The organism is Sinosporangium album, from assembly GCF_900100605.1.
GTDB classification, from domain to species: domain Bacteria; phylum Actinomycetota; class Actinomycetes; order Streptosporangiales; family Streptosporangiaceae; genus Sinosporangium; species Sinosporangium album.
Genome location: NZ_FNCN01000008.1, coordinates 193,319 through 213,724, shown reverse-complemented (window position 1 = coordinate 213,724; position 20,406 = coordinate 193,319). Strand labels below are relative to the sequence as shown.

Genomic DNA, 20,406 nt, shown 5'->3' with positions numbered 1-20,406 from the left:
CCTGCCTGAGTCGTTACTACCACAATCGTTGTCGATCATTGAAGATCAACTCACCAGGGTTATGGAGGTGACATGTACGGCAACCGGCGTCTGTCCGGATTTGACCAGGCGTGAACAGCAAAAACGGCCTTCGTGCGCGTCTGTGAGGCCGCCAGCGCGCACGAAGGCCGTGAATGCTTATCCGAACAACAGCAAGAGGTTCCGGGCCGCGAGCGGCCCGCTGAGCGCCTAGAAGGTTTCGACCGCCCGGCGCGCCTCCGCGTCAAGCACTCCCCAGCCGATGAGTTCCTCGGTCAGCTCGGCAGGGGACTTGTCATAAATCACGGCAAGGGAACGCAGGTCCTCCTGGCGGATGGACAGGACCTTGCCGTTGTAGTCACCACGCTGGCTCTGGATCGTCGCCGCGTAGCGCGCGAGGGCCCCGGCCTTCTCCTTGGGGAGCTGGGCGAGGCGCTCAAGATCGATCACAAGCTTCGGCGTCGGGCCCAAAGGACTCGGCGCCGCACCGCCGGGCAGCAGCTCCGAAACCGGCACACCATAGAAATCGGCCAGCTCGGCGAGCTTCTGCACCGTGACCGCCCTGTCGCCGCGTTCGTAGGAGCCCACGACAACGGCCTTCCAGCGGCCACGGGACTTCTCTTCGACTCCGTGCAGGGACAGGCCCTGCTGGGTGCGGATCGCACGGAGTCGTGCACCCAGCGACTTGGCGTACTCAGACGGCATCGTGTGGCCCCCCGGCTCTTAGTTTTGTCCTGCTCTCAACAAGGTCGTGCTTCTCACCAAATTGTGCTCCCTCGCGGCATATGCCCTGACCACCGGGGTCCGTGCCCGGGGTAGGCACCATCGGTGACAGGACTGCCGGGTTTTTCCCGACAACGCCGCGAGGTGTGGTTACGGACAGTGACGGTAAAGCTGTGGGCGCTCAAGGTCAAGCTGATTGGAAAAAAGATGCCGAATCCGATCCGGTGTGGTCCGACACGATCGTCTGGGTTGTCCTGTCCGAAACGTAGGAATTTCAGGGTTTCCGATGCGTGTCACGGGTTCTACGGGTTCCACGGGGGGCCGGAACCCCGGGGACGATGATCACGGGGCACGGCACCGCGAGTATGATCTTCAACGAGGTGTCTCCGAGGACGGCGCGGCGAAGCGGACCACGACTCGTTGGAGGCGCGCATCAGGATCTCGCGGGGGAGTCACGAGGTGGAGTTCAGTGCGGCCGACACGCCCCTGCCGCCTGGGCCAGGCGTGAACGGCGGAAGCCGTACGCGAAGTAGGCGGCGAGCCCGACCAGCGTCCAGACGGCGAACACCGCCCACGTCTGCCGGTCCAGGTTGACCATGAGGTAGAGGCAGAACAACACGCCCAGGATCGGGGTGAGCGGGAACAGCGGGGTGCGGAAGTTGCGGGGAAGGTCGGGTCTGGTGGACCGCAGGACGATGACGCCGACGTTGACGACGGCGAAGGCGAAGAGCGTGCCGATGCTCGTGGCGTCGGCGAGCCGCCCGAGCGGTACGAGTCCCGCGAGGATCGCGACGAACGCCGACACGATGATCGTGTTCGCCGCGGGGACGCGGCGGCGGGGGCTGACCCTCTGGAAGACCTTCGGGATGAGCCCGTCCCGCGACATGGCGAACAGGATGCGGGTCTGGCCGTACAGCACGGTCAGCACCACGCTGGCGATGGCGACCACCGCGCCGAGCGACAGCACGACCGAGGGCCACGCCGAGCCGGTCGCGTCCTCCAGCACCTTGGCCAGCGACGCCTCCGAGCCGCTGAGCCGCTGCCAGGGCAGCACGCCCACCGAGGCCAGCGCCACCAGGACATAGACGAGGGTGACGATGCCGAGCGACAGCAGGATGGCGAGCGGCAGATCACGGCGGGGGTTCTTGGCCTCCTCCCCGGCGGTGGAGGCGGCGTCGAAGCCGATGTAGGAGAAGAAGACCTTGGCTCCGGCGGCGCTGAGGCCGGCCATGCCGAGCGGCGCGAAGGGCGTGAGGTTATCGCTGTCGAAGGCGGTGAAGGCGATGACGCAGAAGAACAGCAGCACACCGATTTTGACGACCACCATGACCGCGTTCGCCGTCGCGCTCTCGGAGGCGCCCCGCAGCAGGAGCACGGTGGCGAGGAGCACCACGGCGATAGCGGGAAGGTTGACCACGCCCCCGTCGATGCCGGGCGGGCCGGACAGGGCGGCGGGTATGCGCCATCCGGTCGACTGGCCGAAGAACTCGTTGAGGTATTGGCCCCATCCGACCGCGACCGCCGACACCGACACCGCGTACTCCAGCAGCAGGCACCACCCGCACACCCAGGCCACCACCTCGCCGAGGGTGGCGTAGGCATAGGAATAGGAGGAGCCGGAGACCGGGATGGTCCCCGCCAGTTCCGCGTAGGACAGGGCCGAGAACAGGGCGGTGACCGCGGCGAGGAGGAACGAGACGACCACGGCCGGCCCGGCGAGCGGGGCGGCCTCGCCCAGGATGACGAAGATCCCGGTCCCGAGCGTCGCGCCGACGCTGAACATCGTGAGCTGCGTCAGCGACATGGAGCGTTTGAGCTCCCCGCCCTCCCCGTGTCCCCCCTCCGCGATGATCTCCCCGACGGGCTTTGTACGGAAGATCCTGCGCCAGATTGAACGCACAGGATCTCCCTTCTGCCGGGAACGGTCCGGGTGGGCGGTGTCAGATGGCATCTCTTTCCAACGGGCAGCTCATACACCTCGGGCCGCCCCGGCCCCGGCCGAGCTCGCTGCCCCTGATCGTGATGACCTCGATGCCCCGCGAGCTGAGGAAGTTGTTGGTCGTCGTGTTGCGCTCGTAGGCGATGACCACGCCCGGCTCGACGGCCAGCACGTTGCACCCGTCGTCCCACTGCTCCCGCGCGGCTGCGTGCACGTCCTGCTGGGCGGTGAGCACGGTGATCTCGGGCAGCCCGAGCGCCTCGGCGATGGCCTTGTGCATGTCCTCGGGCGGGTGGTCGGTGACCTTCAGCTCCTTTTCGTTGTCGCCCGGCTCGATGGTGTACGACGGCAGCATCCCGAGCCCGGCGTACTTCGTGAAAACCCCCACGTCCACCATGGTCATCACGGTGTCCAGGTGCATGAACGCGCGGGCCTTCGGCACGTTGAGGGTCACGATCACCCTCGCCGACCCGGCCTTGAACAGATTGCGCGCCAGCATCTCGACCGCCTGCGGCTGCGTGCGCTCGCTCATCCCGATGAGTACGGCGCCACGCCCGATGACCAGCACGTCCCCGCCCTCGATGGTGGCCGGCGCCACGGGCGTCCCCGGCAGCCACACGTGGTAGCCGCCCTCCTTCGGCCGGTCGTATCCGGGGGCGAAGAGCGGGTGCCACCGGTAGACCGCCTCCATGTTGACGGTCTCCCGCATCCGCGCCTTCTTCTTCATGGCGTTGATGGAGACGCCGTCGTAGATCCAGCACGAGGTGTCGCGGGTGAAGAGGTGGTTGGGCAGCGGCGGCAGGACGAAGTCGTCCAGGCCGAGGGAGTGGAAGGCGAGGCTTTTGGGGTCGGTGCCGTACTCCATGATCTCGCGCTTGGTGATGCCGCCGGTGAGGAAGCGGGCGAGCACCGCCGACGGCATCGCGTCGAGGGTGTTGCGGATGGAGTCGGTGGCCAGGGGGCCGAACCAGCGTTCGTCGATGATGCCGTCGAGGATGTGCTTGCGCGCATCGGGGATGTCGATCGTCTCGCGCAGCAGGTCGATCAGCAGATGCACGACGATGCCCCTGGCCCGCAGCGTGCGCTGCCACTCCTCGTGCTCCTCCACGGCGCGCTGCACCCACAGCACGTCGTCGAAGAGGAGGTCGTCCTTGTTCGAGGGGGTGAGGCGCTTGAGCGAGAGTTCTGGCTTGTGTACCAGCACCTGCCGGAGCGGGCCCACCTCGGAGTCGACGTGAAAGCTCAACGCATCCCTTTCATCTCGTTCATCTCGCGACCCCGTATTCCCCGCGCGAGGCCTTGATCCAGATATAGATGGGAATGCCCATCAACAGCATTAATGTCCCCTGAAAGACCGCCGCGCTCCCCGCGCCGACCACCATCCAGAACGTGAACAGCAGCGCGACCGCGGCGACCGCGACATCCCTGGCCAGGTGCCGGCCCTCGACCCGGCGTCCACCGGTCACCAGCCAGAACATCTGGGCCGCGGCCGAGAACATGTACGGAATGACCGTGGTGAACGTCGCGAGCAGCAGGATCGTGCTGAACGCGTTCTCCGCCGCGAAGGCCGTGACGAACGTGGCGGACGCCAGCACGGCACCGGCGATCACCCCGACGTAGGGCACATCGCGCGCGTTGACCCGGGTGAAGAAGGACGGGAACAGGCCGTCGCGGGCCGACGCCAGCGGCATCTCCGCCACCAGCATCGTCCAGCCGTTCAACGCGCCGAGACCCGAGACGATGGCGCACGCGGCCACCACTCCGCCCCAGAAACCGCCGCCGAACATGCCGTTGACGGCATCGGCGAAGGGCGCCTCGGAGTGGACGAGTCGGTGCTGCGGGACCGTTCCGAAGATGGCGACGGTGGAGAGCATGTAGAGCGCGGCGCAGGCGAGGCAGCCGTACACGCTCGCTCTGCCGATGTTGCGGATCGGGTCCTTGACCTTCTCGGCGGCGACCGCCGCGCTCTCGACGCCGGAATAGGCGAACAGCACCAGGGCCGCCGCTCCCGACAGCGCCGCGGCCCAGGTGCCGGCGGTCGCGTTGAACGGGCCGAAGTTGTCCGCCCGCACGAACGCCAGTCCCACGACCGAGATGAAGATCAAGGGGGCGAACTTCAGCGCCGCCGTGACGAGTTGGAACGTGCCCATGGTCCGGACGCCGCTGAGGTTGATCAGCGCCGGGATGCAGAGCCCCGCCAGCCCGATGGCGATCTTCCCGGCGGTGCTGTCCCAGTGCAGGAAGTAGTTGACGTATCCCACCCAGGCGAAGGCGATGCCCGCGTTGCCGGCCCAGGCCGTGATCCAGAACGACCACGCGTTCAGGAAACCGGGGAACTCGCCGAAGGCGTCCCTCGCGTAGACGTACGGCCCGCCCGCCGAGGGCAGGCGTGCTCCGAGTCGGCCGAAGACCACGGCCAGGGCGATCGCCCCCACCGTGACGATGCCGAACGCCGCGATGCCGACCGTGCCGAACACGGCGAGCGCGGCGGGGAGCAGGAAGATGCCCGTGCCGACGATGTTGCCGGCCACGAGCGCGGTCGCCCGCGCGAGCCCGAGTTCGCCGTCGGGCTCGGAGGCGTGTGCGGCGCGGGGACCGGGCGGTGGCGGTCCGCCGTGGTCGCCGTGGTCGCCGTGGCCTTCGTAGTCACCGTGGCCGCTGTGCCCGCCGTGGTCGCCGTGGCTGCAGGCGGCGAGCGGGCGCGGCGGACGATCGCCAGCAGATTCCCCCATGAGTGCCCCCCGGCGCCGCTTCCACCCCATAAGCGACAAGGGGGACGTCCCCCAGGCTAAAGCGACCGAAACCCGCGGCCCGTGGGCCGTTCTTCGGCCTTATAGGTGGATGTAGAAGGTGGGTTCCATGGCGTTCCGCCGCGGTCCTCGCGGCGTTCGGCCCGGTCGCCCCGGCGCGTACGGCGTCCGCGCCGAGGCGCGGTTACGCATGGTCACGCACGGTCACGCACGGTCAGGGCGTCGCCGCGCCGGACTGCGAGGCCGGGGGTGCGGTCGCCGCGCCGCCGGAGTCGGCGAGGTGGGGGAGCACCAGGGCGGCGGCGGCCATCAGCAGCGCCGCTATCGCCACGGGCACCATGCGCAGGCGCGACGGGGGCGACGCCGTGGTGGAGGTGGTGAAGGCACGTAGGCGCGCCGCGAGGTGCGGGTCCTCCGCCGCGAGGCGGGCGCCGATGTCGCCGAGGGCACGCTGGTCGTGCGGGGACAGTGCCACGTGGACTCCTCCTGGGGGCATCGGCTCGGCGCCGTTCCCGGCGCGGTTCCCGGCCCGCGTGGCCGGGCCGGTCCGCGGGGGCGGCGCGTCCGGCCGATCGTCTGGGCGCGATGGGGGTGTGCTATCTGGGTTTTTATAGTCCTAAATATTGTTTTGCCAAGCTATTGAGGTAGATTTTTCCGTCCTTCACGGAACTCTTCCCTTGGCGGACACTCCCTCGGGAGCCGAGGATCCCCCGGATCGGCCATGGATGAAGCGCGGGCGTGCGGTCAGGTCGTGGAGAGGTCGTGGAGCCCCGCCGCCCCGCCGACGATCTCGCTGATCTCCGTGGTGATCTCCTCCTGGCGCGCCTCGTTGGCCTGCCGGGTGAGCTGCTCGATGAGCTCCAGCGCGTTCTCGGTGGCGGCCGTCATCGCCGTGCGCCGCGCCGCGTGCTCGGCCGCGGCGGAGCTGAGCATCATGAACCACACCCGGGAGCGGACGTAGGTCCGCAGCAGCGCGTCGAGCACCGCGTCCGCCGAGGGCTCGAAGTCGAAGGGCGCCTCCGGCAGCGCGCCCTCGGCCACCGGACGCACCCGCTCCTCGATCTCGATGGGCAGGATCCGGTGCGCGGTCACCTTCTGCGTCAGCATGGAGATGAACTGGTTGTAGATGATGTGCACCTCGCCGACCCCGCCCTCGCGGGTCGGCGTGGCGAAGGCGTCGAGAAGGGTCTGGCCGACCTCCGACGCCACCGGGTAGTGCGGCTCACCGGAGAAACCCGACCATTCCCGCACGGTCTCCCGCCCCCGGAAGCGGAACCATTCGGCCCCCCTGCGCCCTGTCACGTAGAAGACCGGCTCCTTGCCCTGGTCGCGCAGCAGCCCGCCCACGGCCTCGGTCTGCCGGATCACATCGTGGTTGAAGGCCCCGCAGAACCCGCGGTCGCTGGTCAGTGCCAGCACCGCCACGCGCGAGGTGTCAGGCCGCATGTCGAGGATCGGGTGGTCGAGCGCGGTGTGGTGCGTCACGAGCGTGGAGACGGCACGCGTGATCTCCCTGGCGTACGGCTCCGCCGCCGCGGCCCGCTCCCTGGCCTTGCTGACGCGGGAGGTGGCGATGAGCTGCTGCGCGCGTGTGATCTTGGCGGTGGATCTGATCGACCTGATCCGACCGCGGATGACCCGTAGCCGAGCTCCCATCGCGCCTGCCCCCTTCCCCCATCCTGAGCCCGTGCCGCCCCCGCGTGCCACTTCCGAAACCCCGGTAGCGGAGTGTAGTCAACGTGTCGCCCTGTGCCCGTCAGGGCAGCTCGTCAAGGCCTCCCAGAAGCCGGCTGATAGTGTGACGGAGACCGAATTCCTTTAAAGACCCGTCCTGTGAGGCGGAAAAGGCGGTGATTTTGTCATGTCTGATGCCCGAACGCGCCCAACCACGGCGAACGTCTCTCGGGCCGTCCTCGAAGGCCCCGATATCCAGCGGGCCCTCACCAGGATCGCCCACGAGATCTTGGAGCGCACCAAAGGCGCGCAGGATGTCGTCCTTCTCGGCATCCCCACCCGGGGCGTCACCTTGGCCCGGCGCATCGGCGAGCGCGTCGCCCGCTTCGAGGGCGTGACGGTCCCCTCGGGCTCCATCGACATCACGATGTACCGCGACGATCTGCGCCTGCGCCCCGCCCGCCCCCTCGGCCGCACCGAGCTCCCCGCCGACGGCATCGACGGCAAGATCGTCGTCCTGGTCGACGACGTGCTGTTCTCCGGGCGCACCGTCCGCGCCGCCCTCGACGCGCTCGGCGACATCGGCAGGCCGCGAGCCGTACAGCTCGCCACCCTGGTCGACAGAGGGCACCGCGAGCTGCCCATCCGCGCCGACTACGTCGGCAAGAACCTCCCCACCGCGATGAGCGAGAAGGTCAAGGTCTATCTCTCGGAGACCGACGGCCGCGACGCGGTCGTGCTGATCAAGGAGGAGGACAGGTGAAGCGCCACCTCATCTCGGCCGGAGACCTGAGCCGCGACGACGCCCTCCTCATCCTCGACACCGCCGAGGAGCTGGCCCAGGTGTCGCAGCGCTCCATCAAGAAGCTGCCGACCCTGCGCGGACGCACCGTCGTCAACCTCTTCTTCGAGGACTCCACCCGCACCCGCATCTCCTTCGAGGCCGCCGCCAAGCGCCTGTCGGCCGACGTCATCAACTTCTCCGCCAAAGGCTCCAGCGTCTCCAAGGGCGAGAGCCTGAAGGACACCGCGCTCACGCTGCAGGCGATGGGCGCCGACGCCGTCGTCATCCGGCACAGCGCCTCCGGCGCGCCCCACCGGCTGGCCGAGTGGGTCGACGGCAGCATCGTCAACGCCGGCGACGGCACCCACGAGCACCCGACGCAGGCCCTCCTCGACGCCTTCTCCATGCGGCGCAGGCTCGGCCCGCTCGACGGCCGCCGCGTCACCATCGTCGGCGACGTCCTGCACAGCCGCGTCGCCCGCTCCAACGTGCTGCTGCTGGCCACCCTCGGCGCGCAGGTGACGCTGGTCGCCCCGCCGACGCTGCTGCCCGTCTCCGTCGGGTCGTGGCCGTGCGAGATCTCCTACGACCTCGACGGGGTGCTGCCCAAGTCCGACGTCGTGATGATGCTCCGCGTGCAGCGCGAGCGCATGAACGCCGCGTTCTTCCCCAGCGCCCGCGAATACAGCAGGCGCTACGGGCTCGACCGCGACCGGCTCGGCCGGATGCCCGACCACGCGGTCGTGATGCACCCCGGGCCGATGAACCGCGGCATGGAGATCGCGGCCGAGGTCGCCGACTCGCCGCGCTCCACCATCGTCGAACAGGTCACCAACGGCGTGACGATCCGCATGGCTGTGCTCTACCTGCTGCTGGGTGGCGCCGAACTCGAAGGGGGAGCTCAGTGACCGCCTATCTCGTCAAAGGCGCGAGCATTGTCGGGGGAGAGCCCGCCGACCTGCTGATCCGCGACGGGCTGATCGTCGAGACGGGTGCCGGCCTCACCGCCCCGGCGGGCGCCGAGACCCTCGACGCCGAAGGGCTCGTGGCCCTGCCCGGCCTCGTCGACCTCCACACCCACCTGCGCGAGCCGGGCCGCGAGGACGCCGAGACGGTCGAGACCGGCACCCGCGCCGCAGCCCTCGGCGGGTTCACCGCCGTGCACGCCATGGCCAACACCTCGCCCGTCGCCGACACCGCCGGCGTGGTCGAGCAGGTGTGGCGGCTCGGCCAGGAGGCCGGCCACTGCGACGTGCGCCCGGTCGGCGCCGTCACCGTGGGCCTCGCGGGCGAGCGCCTCGCCGAACTCGGCGCCATGGCCGACTCCGCGGCCCGCGTCCGCGTCTTCTCCGACGACGGCAAATGCGTGTCCGACGCGGTGCTGATGCGCCGCGCCCTGGAATACGTGAAGGCGTTCGACGGCGTCATCGCCCAGCACGCGCAGGAGCCGCGCCTCACCGAGGACGCCCAGATGAACGAGGGGGCCGTCTCCGGCAGGCTCGGCCTGACCGGCTGGCCCGCGGTCGCCGAGGAGGCGATCATCGCCCGCGACTGCCTGCTCGCCGCCCACGTCGGCTCCCGCCTGCACGTCTGCCACGTCTCCACCGCCGGCTCCGTCGAGATCATCCGCTGGGCCAAGAGCAAGGGGTGGGACGTCACGGCCGAGGTGACCCCGCACCACCTGCTGCTCACCGACGACCTCGTCGAGGCGTCCCCCGCCGGGGCCTACAACCCGATCTACAAGGTCAACCCGCCGCTGCGCACCCGCGAAGACGTGGAGGCGCTGCGCGCCGCGCTCGCCGACGGCACCATCGACTGCGTCGCCACCGACCACGCCCCCCACCCCGTGGAGGACAAGGAGGCCGAGTGGGGCGCGGCGGCCATGGGCATGATCGGGCTGGAGACCGCGCTGCCGGTCGTGCAGCTCGCCATGGTCGAGACCGGCCTGCTCGACTGGGCCGGGGTCGCCCAGCGCATGTCCATCGCCCCGGCGCACATCGGCAGGGTCGCCGGGCACGGCATGCCGATCGAGGTCGGCGCCACCGCCAACCTCACCCTCCTCGACCCGTCCGCGCGGACCGGCGTCGACCCCGGCGCCTTCGCCTCCAAGAGCCGCAACACGCCATATACGGGCCTCACCCTCCCCGGCAAGGTCGTCGCGACCTTCCTGCGGGGCCGGCCCACCGTTCTCGAAGGGAAGCTCGCGTGACGGAGACCGCCATTCTCGTCCTGGAAGACGGCCGAGTCTTCAACGGCCGTCCCTATGGCGCCGTCGGCGAGACCTTCGGCGAGATGGTCTTCAACACCGGCATGACCGGCTACCAGGAGACCCTCACCGACCCGTCCTACCACCGCCAGATCGTCGCGATGACCGCGCCGCACATCGGCAACACCGGCGTCAACGACGAGGACCCCGAGTCCTCGCGCATCTGGGTCGCCGGCTACGTCGTGCGGGAGCCGTCCCGCGTCTCCTCCAACTGGAGGGCCAAGCGGTCCCTCGACGACGAGCTCCGAGCCCAGGGCGTCGTGGGCATCGCCGTACCCGGCACCCGCGCCCTCACCCGCCACCTGCGCGAGCGGGGCGCCATGCGCGCCGGCGTCTTCTCCGGCGCCGCCCTCGCCCCCGTCGAGGAGCTCGTCGAGCGCGTACGGCGAAGCCCCGCCATGCTCGGCGCCGACCTCGCCCGCGAGGTGTCCACCACCGAGCCCTACGTGGTCGAGCCGGTCGGCGGGCACCGCTTCACCGTCGCCGCCGTCGACCTCGGCATCAAGGCGATGACGCCGCAGCGCATGGCCGAGCGCGGCTGCCGCGTGCACGTGCTGCCCGCCTCCGCCACCACCGCCGACATCCTGGCCCTGCGCCCCGACGGCGTCTTCTTCTCCAACGGGCCCGGCGACCCGCAGACCGCCGACTTCGCGGTGGAGGCGCTGCGCGGGGTGCTCGACTCCGGCACGCCGTTCTTCGGCATCTGCTTCGGCAACCAGATCCTCGGCCGCGCGCTCGGCCTTGCGACCTACAAGCTGCGCTACGGCCACCGCGGCGTCAACCAGCCGGTGCAGGACCGCCGCACCGGCAAGGTCGAGATCACCAGCCACAACCACGGCTTCGCCGTACAGGCCCCGCTCGACGGGCCGTTCGACACGCCGTACGGCAGAGCCGAGGTCAGCCACGTCAACCTCAACGACGGCTGCGTGGAGGGGCTGCGGCTGCTCGACCGGCCCGGGTTCAGCGTCCAGTACCACCCGGAGGCGGCGGCGGGTCCGCACGACGCGGCCTACCTGTTCGACGAGTTCAACGGCTTGATGGAAGGACACCAGCGTGCCTAAGCGCACCGATATCTCCTCGGTCATGGTGATCGGGTCGGGGCCGATCGTGATCGGGCAGGCGTGCGAGTTCGACTACTCGGGCACGCAGGCGTGCCGGGTGCTCCGGGCCGAGGGTTTCCGCGTCGTGCTCGTCAACAGCAACCCCGCCACGATCATGACCGACCCGGAGTTCGCCGACGCGACCTACGTCGAGCCGATCACCCCCGAGATCGTCGAGAAGATCATCGAGCGGGAGCGGCCCGACGCGCTGCTGCCGACGCTCGGCGGGCAGACCGCGCTCAACACCGCGATCGCCCTGCACGAGGCCGGTGTGCTCGAACGCTACGGCGTCGAGCTGATCGGCGCGGACGTGGACGCGATCCAGGCCGGCGAGAACCGCGAGAGGTTCAAGGGCATCGTCGCCAAGGTGGCCCGCGACCACGGCCTCAACGCCGAGTCGGCCCGCAGCGCGATCTGCCACACCCTCGACCAGTGCGTCGCCGCCGCCGAGGAGCTCGGCTACCCGGTGGTCGTGCGGCCCTCCTTCACCATGGGCGGCGTCGGGTCGGGCTTCGCCCACGACGAGGCGGCGCTGCGCCGCATCGCGGGTGCCGGGCTGGACGCCTCGCCGACCTCCGAGGTGCTCCTTGAGGAGTCCATCCTCGGCTGGAAGGAATACGAGCTGGAGGTCATGCGCGACCGGGCCGACAACGTCGTCATCGTGTGCTCCATCGAGAACATCGACCCAATGGGCGTGCACACCGGCGACAGCGTCACCGTGGCCCCGGCGATGACCCTGACCGACCGCGAATACCAGAACATGCGCGACGTGGCCATCGCGGTCATCCGCGAGGTCGGCGTGGACACCGGCGGCTGCAACATCCAGTTCGCCGTCGACCCGCGCACCGGCCGCATGATCGTCATCGAGATGAACCCCCGGGTGTCGCGTTCCAGCGCCCTCGCCTCCAAGGCGACCGGCTTCCCGATCGCCAAGATCGCGGCCAAGCTCGCCATCGGCTACACGCTGGACGAGATCCCCAACGACATCACGCGGGAGACCCCGGCGTCGTTCGAACCCTCGCTGGACTACGTGGTCGTCAAGGTGCCGAGGTTCGCCTTCGAGAAGTTCGCGGGGGCCGACCAGACGCTCACCACCCACATGAAGTCCGTCGGCGAGGCCATGGCCATCGGCCGCTCGTTCCCCGAGGCGCTGCAGAAGGCGCTGAGGTCGCTGGAGCGCAAGGGCTCCTCCTTCACCTGGGAGGGCGACCCCGGAGACCGCGGCGACCTGGTCGAGCGGGTGCGCACGCCGCACGACGGCCGCCTGGCCACCGTGATGGCCGCCATCCGGGCCGGGGCCACCGCCGACGAGCTCTACGAGGCCACCGCGATCGACCCGTGGTTCCTCGACCAGCTCTTCGCCCTGCACGAGACCGCCGGCGAGATCGCCTCCGCCGAGCGGCTGTCGGCCGCCGAGCTCACCGCGGCCAAGCGGTACGGCTTCAGCGACGCCCAGATCGCCGGCCTGCGCGGCCTGGCCGAGGCCGAGGTGCGGGCGCTGCGCCACGAGCTCGGGGTGCGGCCGGTCTACAACACGGTGGACACCTGCGCCGCCGAGTTCGCCGCGGCCACGCCGTACCTCTACTCCACCTACGACGAGGAGGACGAGGTCCCGACGGGCGACCGGCCCAAGGTCATCATCCTCGGCAGCGGCCCCAACCGCATCGGGCAGGGCATCGAGTTCGACTACGCCTGCGTGCACGCCTCGTTCGAGCTGTCGGCCGCGGGCTTCGAGACCGTCATGGTCAACTGCAACCCCGAGACCGTCTCCACCGACTACGACACCTCCGACCGGCTCTACTTCGAGCCGCTCACCCTGGAGGACGTGCTGGAGGTGGTGCACGCCGAGCAGCGCACCGGCCCGGTCGTCGGCGTGATCGTGCAGCTCGGCGGGCAGACGCCGCTCGGGCTGGCCCAGGCGCTCAAGGACGCCGGCGTGCCGGTGGTGGGCACCTCGCCCGAGTCGATCCACCTGGCCGAGGAGCGCGGCGCGTTCGGGCGGGTGCTGGCCGAGGCGGGGCTCCCCGCGCCCAAGCACGGCACCGCTCTCACCGTCGAGGAGGCGATCGAGGTCGCCGGGGAGATCGGCTACCCGGTGCTGGTGCGCCCGTCCTACGTGCTCGGCGGCGCCGGTATGGCGATCGTCTACGACGACGACAACCTCGCCCGCTACATGGAGCAGGCCTCCTCCGAGCACCCCGTGCTCGTGGACAGGTTCCTCGACGAGGCCGTCGAGATTGACGTGGACGCGCTCTACGACGGCGAGGAGCTCTACCTCGGCGGCGTCATGGAGCACATCGAGGAGGCCGGCATCCACTCGGGCGACTCGGCGTGCGCCCTGCCGCCGATCACGCTCGGCGGCGCCGACATCAAGCGCATCCGCGCCGCCACCGAGGCCATTGCCCGCGGCGTCGGGGTCCGCGGACTGCTCAACGTGCAATACGCGCTGTCGGCGGGCGTGCTGTACGTCCTTGAGGCCAACCCGCGCGCCAGCCGTACGGTGCCCTTCGTGTCCAAGGCCACGGCGGTGCCGCTGGCCAAGGCGGCGGCCCGCGTGATGATGGGCGCCACGGTCGCGCAGCTCCGCGCCGAGGGCATGCTCCCCGCCGACGGAGACGGGGGCACGCTGCCGCTGGACGCGCCGGTCGCGGTGAAGGAGGCCGTGCTGCCGTTCAACCGGTTCCGGGGCGTGGACATCGTGCTCGGGCCGGAGATGCGCTCCACGGGCGAGGTGATGGGCATCGACGAGGTGTTCGGCCACGCCTTCGCCAAGTCGCAGGACGCCGCCTACGGGCAGCTCCCGACCAAGGGCAGGGCGTTCGTCTCGGTGGCCAACCGCGACAAGCGCGCCATGGTGTTCCCGGTGAAGGCCCTGGCGGACCTCGGCTTCGAGATCCTCGCCACCGAGGGCACGGCGGAGGTGCTGCGCCGCAACGGAGTCCGTGCCAAGATCGTGCGCAAGCACAGTGAGGGGGCCGGAAGCGACGGCGAGCCGACGATCGTGCAGCGCATTCTCGACGGTGAGGTGGACCTCATCGTGAACACGCCGTTCGGCAGCCCCGGCCAGTCCGGGCCGCGCCTGGACGGCTACGAGATCCGCACGGCGGCGGTGCTGCGGGAGATCCCGTGCATCACCACCGTCCAAGGGCTCGCCGCGGCCGTTCAGGGCATCCAGGCCATCGTCCGAGGAGAAGTGGGCGTACGGTCCCTTCAAGAGCACGCGGAGCGGCTCAGAGGCCGCACCGGCGAACAAGGCAGCGCATAGCCGTCAGCCTGGCCGCCGACCGCTGTGCGGAGAACATGCGGCGAAGGGATGCACGTTTGGGTGGTAGCCCACTCCAGGTGACCGGCACGGTGCTGACAACGCGCCGTGTCGACGCCTACCACGCGCTGACCGTCGTGGCGCCCGGCATCGCGGAGCGCTACAGACCCGGGCACTTCGTCTCGGTCGCCGTCGGTGGGCCGGGCACGCCGATGGTCACCCGCCGGGCCCTCGCCGTACACGACGTCAAGCCCGACTACGGCGGCACGGTGGATTTCGTGATCGCCGTGAGCGGGCCCGGCACCGCCTGGCTGGCCGACCGCAGGGCCAGGGACACCCTGGACCTCGTCGGCCCGCTCGGGCGGGCCTTCCCGCTGCCGCGCGACCCCGTCAACTGCGTCCTCGTCGGCGGCGAGTACGGCTCCGCCACGCTCTTCGGCCTCGCCGACGTGCTGCTGCGGCGGCACTGCCGGGTCGACTTCGTGCTCGGGGCGGCGAGCGCCGACCGCGTGTTCGGCGCGCTGCGCGCCCGCCGCATGGGCGAGACCGCGACGTTGACCACCGAGGACGGCTCCCTCGGCCTGCGGGGCCGGGTGGCGGACGTGCTGCCCGGCGTCATCGCCGACGTGCGCGCCGACGTGATCTACGCCTGCGGCCCCATGGGCATGCTGCGCGGGGTCACCGCGGTCGGCATCGAATTCGACATACCAGTGCAGGTCGCGGTGGAGGAGGCCATGGCGTGCGGCATCGGCGTGTGCATGACGTGCGTGCTCCCCGTGATCGGCGACGACGGGGTGACCCGCATGGTCCGCGCCTGCGCGGAGGGGCCGGTGTTCCGCGGCGAGCGGGTCCGGTTCGACGACATCGGAACGATCCCCTTCGACGCGCTGGGGGCTCCCGGCGGAGGGAGTGCACGCAATGTCACCTGACGGGCGCTCCGTCGACATGAGCACCTACATCACGCACGTCGAACTGGCCAACCCCGTCATCACGGCGGCCGGGTGCGCGGGCACGGGACGGGAACTCGCCCCGTTCTTCGACCTCGGCCGGCTCGGCGCCCACACCACCCGCTCCATCACCATGGCCCCCCGCGCGGGGCGGCCCACGCCGCGCATGACCGAGACGCCCTCGGGACTGCTCAACGCCGTCGGCCTCCCGGGGCCGGGGATCGAGGTGTTCCTCGACCGGGAGCTGCCGTGGCTCGCCCAGCGCTCCATCCGGACGATCGTGTCCATCGGCGGCGGGTCGGTCGCGGAGTACACCGCCCTGGCCCGCAGGCTGGCAGGCGCGCCCGGAGTCACCGCTGTCGAGGTCAACCTCGCCTGCCCCAACATCGAGGACCGCGGCAGGGTCTTCGCCCGCGACGGCGCCGCCTCCGCCGAGGTGGTCGCGTCGGTGCGCACGGTGATCCCGGACGACGTGCCGGTGGTGGCCAAGCTGTCGCCCGACGTGACCGACATCGTGACCGTCGCCGCCGCCTGCGCGCAGGGCGGGGCCGACGCCCTGTCGATGATCAACAACCCGCTGGGGATGAGCATCGACACCGACACCATGCGCCCCGCGCTGGCCGCCGTCTCCGGCGGCCTGTCGGGGCCCGCCGTGCGCCCGCTCGCCGTGCGGTGCGTGTGGCAGGTCTACAACGCCCTGCCCCTTGTGCCGATCATCGGCGTGGGGGGCGTCACCACCGGCAGGGACGCCTTGGAGATGATCCTCGCCGGAGCGTGTGCCGTCGCCGTCGGCACCGCGCTGTTCCACGACCCCCTCGCGGCCGTGCGGATCCTCAAGGAGCTTGAGGAGCTGCTCGCCGCCAGGGGCATCCACCGCCTCGCCGACGCCGTCGGCCGGGCCCACCGCCCGCCGGGAAGCGGTTCCCGGCACCTGGAGGAGAGCTCGCTGTGACGAGAGCGCCCATCGCCGTCGCCCTGGACGCGCCCGACCTTGAGACCGCCGCCCGCTGGGCCGCTCTGGTGACCCCGCATGTCAGCACCGTGAAGGTAGGGCTCGAACTCTACCTTCGTTACGGGCCCGATGTGATCGCTTCTGTGCGGGGAGCCAGTGGAGTGCGGGTTTTCCTCGACCTGAAGCTCCACGACATCCCGAACACCGTCGTGGCCGCCACGCGGGCCGTGGCACGCCTCAAGCCCGCGATCCTGACCGTCCACGCGTCTGGCGGCCCCGCGATGATCCAGGGCGCCGTAGAGGCCCTCCCAGGCTCCCAGGTGGCCGCCGTGACCGTCCTGACCTCGCTCTCCGCCGGGGATCTGGCCGCGATCGGCATCGAAGGCCCGCCGGCGGACGCCGTACGGCGGCTCGCGGTCATGGCGGTCGGCGCGGGCGCCCAGGCGCTGGTCTGCTCGCCCCAGGAGGTCGCCGCCGTGCGTGCCGAGGTCGGGCCCGGCGTGACATTGATCACCCCGGGTGTGCGCCCCGAGGGGGCGGCGACCCAGGACCAGGCCCGCGTGGCCACCCCCGAGCGCGCCCTGGCCGACGGGGCCGACCTCCTGGTGATCGGCAGGCCCATCACCGGAGCGCCCGATCCGGGAGCCGCCGCCGCGGCCATCGCCGCGGCGCTCCGCCGTACGGCTTCGGAGGGCTGACGGCCCTCCGAGGGCCCTGTGGGGAAAGCCAGATGTCCGGGCGTTTTCGTCTGCTATCTGTGATCTAGTGATTACGGAGAGTGTCGAAGTAGATTTTGTGGGGACAGAAACCGGCTTTGACGTTGCCTGATGGCCCAAGACCAGCTAGTTTCCCCTCCCGTCCGAGTACATCGACAGAAATTCGAGGTGACCCGGCGTGGCTCTTCCTCCCCTGACCCCCGAGCAGCGCGCCGCAGCCCTGGAAAAGGCTGCCAAGGCTCGCCGTGAGCGTGCCGAGGTCAAGAACCGGCTCAAGCGCAACGCGGTTTCTCTGGCTGAGGTGCTGAAGGATGGTCAGACCGACGACGTCATCGGCAAGATGAAGGTGTCGGCGCTGTTGGAGTCGCTCCCTGGTGTGGGCAAGGTCCGTGCCAAGCAGCTGATGGAGCGACTCGGTATCGCCGAGTCCCGCCGTGTGCGGGGTCTCGGTGCCAACCAGCGCTCCGCCCTGGAGCGCGAGTTCGGCGGCTCCGAGAGCTGATCTCGGTCTCGCCCGAACGAAGGACATAAACGGGGGTATTGGCGTGATCGCTACGTCCTGGCCTGACGGTGGTCGGGCCGACCAGGCAACCGCTTCCGGCGGGTCCGGGACAGGTGACGGTGACGCCATGCCTTCGGCCGGTCCCGCGGAGAAGGTCGAACCCTCCTCCGGGCGGCCCGGCAGGCGCCTGACGGTTCTCTCGGGGCCGTCGGGCGTCGGTAAGTCCACGGTTGTCGCCGAGCTCCGGCGGGCACACCCCGAGGTGTGGCTGTCGGTCTCGGTGACCACCCGAAAGCCTCGACCCGGTGAGACCCACGGGGTGGAGTACTATTTCGCCGACTCCGACGAGTTCGACAGACTCATCGAGTCCGGCGAACTGCTTGAATGGGCCGAGTTCACCGGCAATCGGTACGGCACGCCCCGAGGCCCCGTCCTCGAACGCCTGGCCGACGGCGTCCCCACCCTGCTGGAGATCGATCTGCAGGGGGCGCGCCAGGTCCGGGAGAGCATGCCGGAGGCGCTTCTGGTCTTCCTCGCCCCACCGAGCTGGGAAGAGCTGGAGAGCAGGCTCAGAGGCCGGGGCACCGAGCCCGAGGACGTCATCGCCAGACGCCTTGAGGCCGGGCTCGTGGAGATGGCCGCCGAGAAAGAATTCGACCTGACGCTGGTCAACACATCGGTCCAGGATGTGTGTCATCGGCTGATAGCCTTGATGACCGGCCCGGAGGGAGCTCTGCCCCCCGAGGAGGCCCCCGGCAGACCAGCACTCACCGACCTAGGGGAATGACGACGTGGCAGGCACCACCCAGACCGCCGAAGGCATCACCAACCCGCCGATCGACCAGCTTCTCGACGTGGTCGACAGCAAATACAGTCTTGTGATCATGGGCGCCAAGCGGGCGCGCCAGATCAACGCGTACTACTCGCAGCTCGGCGAGGGCCTGCTCGAATACGTGGGCCCGCTCGTGGAGACCCACGCTCAGGAGAAGCCGCTGTCCATCGCGCTGCGCGAGGTCAGCGAGAGTCTGCTCACCTCCGAGCCCATCGAGGGCTGATCCACCCCGCACCGGCCCCGCCGCCGTCCGGGGTCTGGTCCGTGCCGCCCGCCGTGTGCCCGCCTGTTCGGCTCTGCCGTACCCGTCTATCGACGGGGTCCCTGCGCGGCCGACTGGGGGCTCGTGCACGATGGGTGGGGTTCGCGGTTCCGGTGTGATGTGTCCGCCGGGGCCGGGACGCACGTACGGCGATGTGGAAGGCGGAGGGGCTCGTGGGTTCTGCAGCGGGGGAGACGGCGTCGCGAAAGCCGCGGGTGGTGCTCGGCGTGAGCGCCGGCATCGCCGCCTACAAGGCGTGTGAGCTGCTCCGGCTGTTCACCGAGTCCGGTCACGACGTGCGTGTCGTGCCGACCCGCGAGGCGCTGAAATTCGTCGGGGCGCCCACGTGGGCCGCGCTGTCCGGGCACCCGGTCGCCTCCGAGGTGTGGGAGGACGTCCACGAGGTCCCGCACGTGCGCATCGGCCAGGAGGCCGACCTCGTCGTCGTCGCGCCCGCCACCGCCGACGTGCTCGCCAAGGCCGCCTGCGGGCTCGCGGGCGACCTGCTGACCAACACGCTTCTCACCGCCCGCTGCCCGGTCGTGTTCGCCCCGGCGATGCACACCGAGATGTGGGAGCACCCCGCGACCCGCGCCAACGTGGCCACGCTGCGCGAACGCGGCTCCCTGGTGATCGACCCGGCCGTCGGCCGGCTCACCGGCGCCGACACCGGGCCGGGACGGCTGCCCGAGCCGCGGGAGATCTTCGAGGTCTGCCGTGCCATTCTCTCCGGCAGGCCGCGCGACCTGGCCGGCCGCCGCGTGGTGGTGTCCGCCGGCGGCACCCGCGAGGCCTTGGACCCGGTGCGCTTCCTCGGCAACCGGTCGTCGGGCCTCCAGGGCTACGCTCTGGCGCGCGCCGCCGTGGCGAGGGGGGCGCAGGTCACGGTTGTGAGCGCCAACGTCACGCTCGACGACCCGGCGGGGGCGACCGTGGTGCGGGTCGAATCGGCGCGCGACATGCGTGACGCCGTGCTCGCCGCGTACGGCACCGCCGACGTGATCGTGATGGCCGCCGCCGTGGCGGACTTCCGGCCCGCCGAACGCAGCGGGTCCAAGATCAAGAAGACGTCGGACGAGCCCGACCCCATCCACCTCACCAAGAACCCCGACATCCTCGCCGAGCTCGGCGCCCTCCGCCGCGACACCGGCGGCCCCGGGCCCGCCGTCATCGTCGGCTTCGCCGCCGAGACCGACGACATCCTGGCCAACGGCCAGGCCAAGCTCAAACGCAAGGGCTGCGACCTGCTCGTCGTCAACGAGGTCGGCGAGAACCTCGCCTTCGGCACGCCCGACAACGCCGCCGTCATCCTCAGCGCCGACGGCCCGGCCGTCGAGGTCCCCCGCGGCCCCAAGGACGCCCTGGCCCACGTCGTCCTCGACCTCGTGGCCCCCCGCCTGGCCTGACCCACCCCCTCGGCCCGATATCCGAGAGGTCACTTCCGGTCTGGCCGGTGGCCTGGGAGGTCGGCCCCCACGGAGGGCGGCTCCTGATGTCGCTTCCCTCCTCTCTCCGGTCGCTGCGCTCCCTGCGTTCGTCGGTCCAGACACCGGCGCCCCCTCGCACTCCCGGTCTGGCCGACATCCCGGGAGGTCGCTCCCGGTCTGGCCGACATCCCGGGAGGTCGCTCCCGGTCTGGTTGATATCCGGGGACGTGGCTCCCGGTCTGGTGGGGGTGA

Annotated in this window: 18 protein-coding genes; 12 read left to right on the top strand and 6 right to left on the bottom strand. The window is 70.5% G+C overall.

Annotated elements, in window-relative coordinates; genetic code table 11:
• Window positions 1–228: 228 nt before the first annotated feature.
• From bldD to BLQ73_RS10850, 6 genes are all read right to left on the bottom strand, one after another.
• Window positions 229–723: a transcriptional regulator BldD gene (gene bldD, locus BLQ73_RS10875; protein WP_093170265.1), complete on the bottom strand. Its 495-nt coding sequence runs from the start codon at window positions 721–723 to the stop codon at window positions 229–231.
• 484 nt (window positions 724–1,207) lie between these two features.
• Window positions 1,208–2,641 (bottom strand): amino acid permease, encoded by a 1,434-nt coding sequence (locus tag BLQ73_RS10870; RefSeq protein ID WP_245690982.1) that lies wholly within the window; start codon window positions 2,639–2,641, stop codon window positions 1,208–1,210.
• A 40-nt stretch (window positions 2,642–2,681) separates the two neighbouring features.
• On the bottom strand, window positions 2,682–3,926 hold the full coding sequence (locus tag BLQ73_RS10865; RefSeq protein ID WP_093170263.1) for an arginine deiminase: 1,245 nt from the start codon (window positions 3,924–3,926) through the stop codon (window positions 2,682–2,684).
• Between the two features lie 19 nt (window positions 3,927–3,945).
• On the bottom strand, window positions 3,946–5,412 hold the full coding sequence (locus tag BLQ73_RS10860) for an amino acid permease (RefSeq protein ID WP_093170262.1): 1,467 nt from the start codon (window positions 5,410–5,412) through the stop codon (window positions 3,946–3,948).
• Window positions 5,413–5,644: 232 nt separating this feature from the next.
• Window positions 5,645–5,905, bottom strand: coding sequence for a DUF3040 domain-containing protein (locus BLQ73_RS10855; protein ID WP_176955368.1), 261 nt, complete (start codon window positions 5,903–5,905; stop codon window positions 5,645–5,647).
• Between the two features lie 269 nt (window positions 5,906–6,174).
• Window positions 6,175–7,086: a F0F1 ATP synthase subunit gamma gene (locus BLQ73_RS10850; RefSeq protein ID WP_093170260.1), complete on the bottom strand. Its 912-nt coding sequence runs from the start codon at window positions 7,084–7,086 to the stop codon at window positions 6,175–6,177.
• A 205-nt stretch (window positions 7,087–7,291) separates the two neighbouring features.
• Between BLQ73_RS10850 and pyrR the strand changes: the two genes are divergently transcribed.
• The 12 genes from pyrR to coaBC all read left to right on the top strand — a co-directional run bounded on the left by pyrR (window position 7,292) and on the right by coaBC (window position 20,133).
• Complete coding sequence (gene pyrR, locus BLQ73_RS10845) at window positions 7,292–7,867, top strand: bifunctional pyr operon transcriptional regulator/uracil phosphoribosyltransferase PyrR (RefSeq protein ID WP_093170259.1); 576 nt, start codon at window positions 7,292–7,294, stop codon at window positions 7,865–7,867.
• Window positions 7,864–8,796, top strand: a complete 933-nt coding sequence (locus BLQ73_RS10840; protein WP_093170258.1) for an aspartate carbamoyltransferase catalytic subunit — start codon at window positions 7,864–7,866, stop codon at window positions 8,794–8,796. The genes pyrR and BLQ73_RS10840 overlap by 4 nt, the downstream gene beginning before the upstream one ends.
• Window positions 8,793–10,097: a dihydroorotase gene (locus BLQ73_RS10835; RefSeq protein ID WP_093170257.1), complete on the top strand. Its 1,305-nt coding sequence runs from the start codon at window positions 8,793–8,795 to the stop codon at window positions 10,095–10,097. Before BLQ73_RS10840 ends, BLQ73_RS10835 begins: the two co-directional genes overlap by 4 nt.
• Complete coding sequence (gene carA / locus BLQ73_RS10830; RefSeq protein ID WP_093170256.1) at window positions 10,094–11,215, top strand: glutamine-hydrolyzing carbamoyl-phosphate synthase small subunit; 1,122 nt, start codon at window positions 10,094–10,096, stop codon at window positions 11,213–11,215. Before BLQ73_RS10835 ends, carA begins: the two co-directional genes overlap by 4 nt.
• Entirely contained in the window at window positions 11,208–14,519 is a 3,312-nt protein-coding gene (carB, locus tag BLQ73_RS10825; protein ID WP_093170255.1) for a carbamoyl-phosphate synthase large subunit, read from the top strand. Before carA ends, carB begins: the two co-directional genes overlap by 8 nt.
• A 35-nt stretch (window positions 14,520–14,554) precedes the next feature.
• Entirely contained in the window at window positions 14,555–15,445 is an 891-nt protein-coding gene (locus BLQ73_RS10820; RefSeq protein ID WP_093170254.1) for a dihydroorotate dehydrogenase electron transfer subunit, read from the top strand.
• Window positions 15,435–16,415 carry a dihydroorotate dehydrogenase gene (locus BLQ73_RS10815; RefSeq protein WP_093170253.1) on the top strand — a complete coding sequence of 327 codons (981 nt, stop codon included), beginning with the start codon at window positions 15,435–15,437 and terminating at the stop codon, window positions 16,413–16,415. The genes BLQ73_RS10820 and BLQ73_RS10815 overlap by 11 nt, the downstream gene beginning before the upstream one ends.
• Entirely contained in the window at window positions 16,412–17,113 is a 702-nt protein-coding gene (gene pyrF / locus BLQ73_RS10810; RefSeq protein ID WP_093170252.1) for an orotidine-5'-phosphate decarboxylase, read from the top strand. The genes BLQ73_RS10815 and pyrF overlap by 4 nt, the downstream gene beginning before the upstream one ends.
• 196 nt (window positions 17,114–17,309) lie before the next feature.
• Window positions 17,310–17,633, top strand: coding sequence for an integration host factor, actinobacterial type (mihF, locus tag BLQ73_RS10805; RefSeq protein WP_093170251.1), 324 nt, complete (start codon window positions 17,310–17,312; stop codon window positions 17,631–17,633).
• Between the two features lie 127 nt (window positions 17,634–17,760).
• On the top strand, window positions 17,761–18,420 hold the full coding sequence (gene gmk / locus BLQ73_RS10800; protein ID WP_093170250.1) for a guanylate kinase: 660 nt from the start codon (window positions 17,761–17,763) through the stop codon (window positions 18,418–18,420).
• 4 nt (window positions 18,421–18,424) lie between these two features.
• A complete protein-coding gene (gene rpoZ, locus BLQ73_RS10795) occupies window positions 18,425–18,688 on the top strand; it encodes a DNA-directed RNA polymerase subunit omega (RefSeq protein ID WP_093170249.1) in 264 nt (87 codons plus the stop codon).
• Window positions 18,689–18,900: 212 nt separating this feature from the next.
• A complete protein-coding gene (coaBC, locus tag BLQ73_RS10790; RefSeq protein WP_245690980.1) occupies window positions 18,901–20,133 on the top strand; it encodes a bifunctional phosphopantothenoylcysteine decarboxylase/phosphopantothenate--cysteine ligase CoaBC in 1,233 nt (410 codons plus the stop codon).
• Window positions 20,134–20,406: the final 273 nt, after the last annotated feature.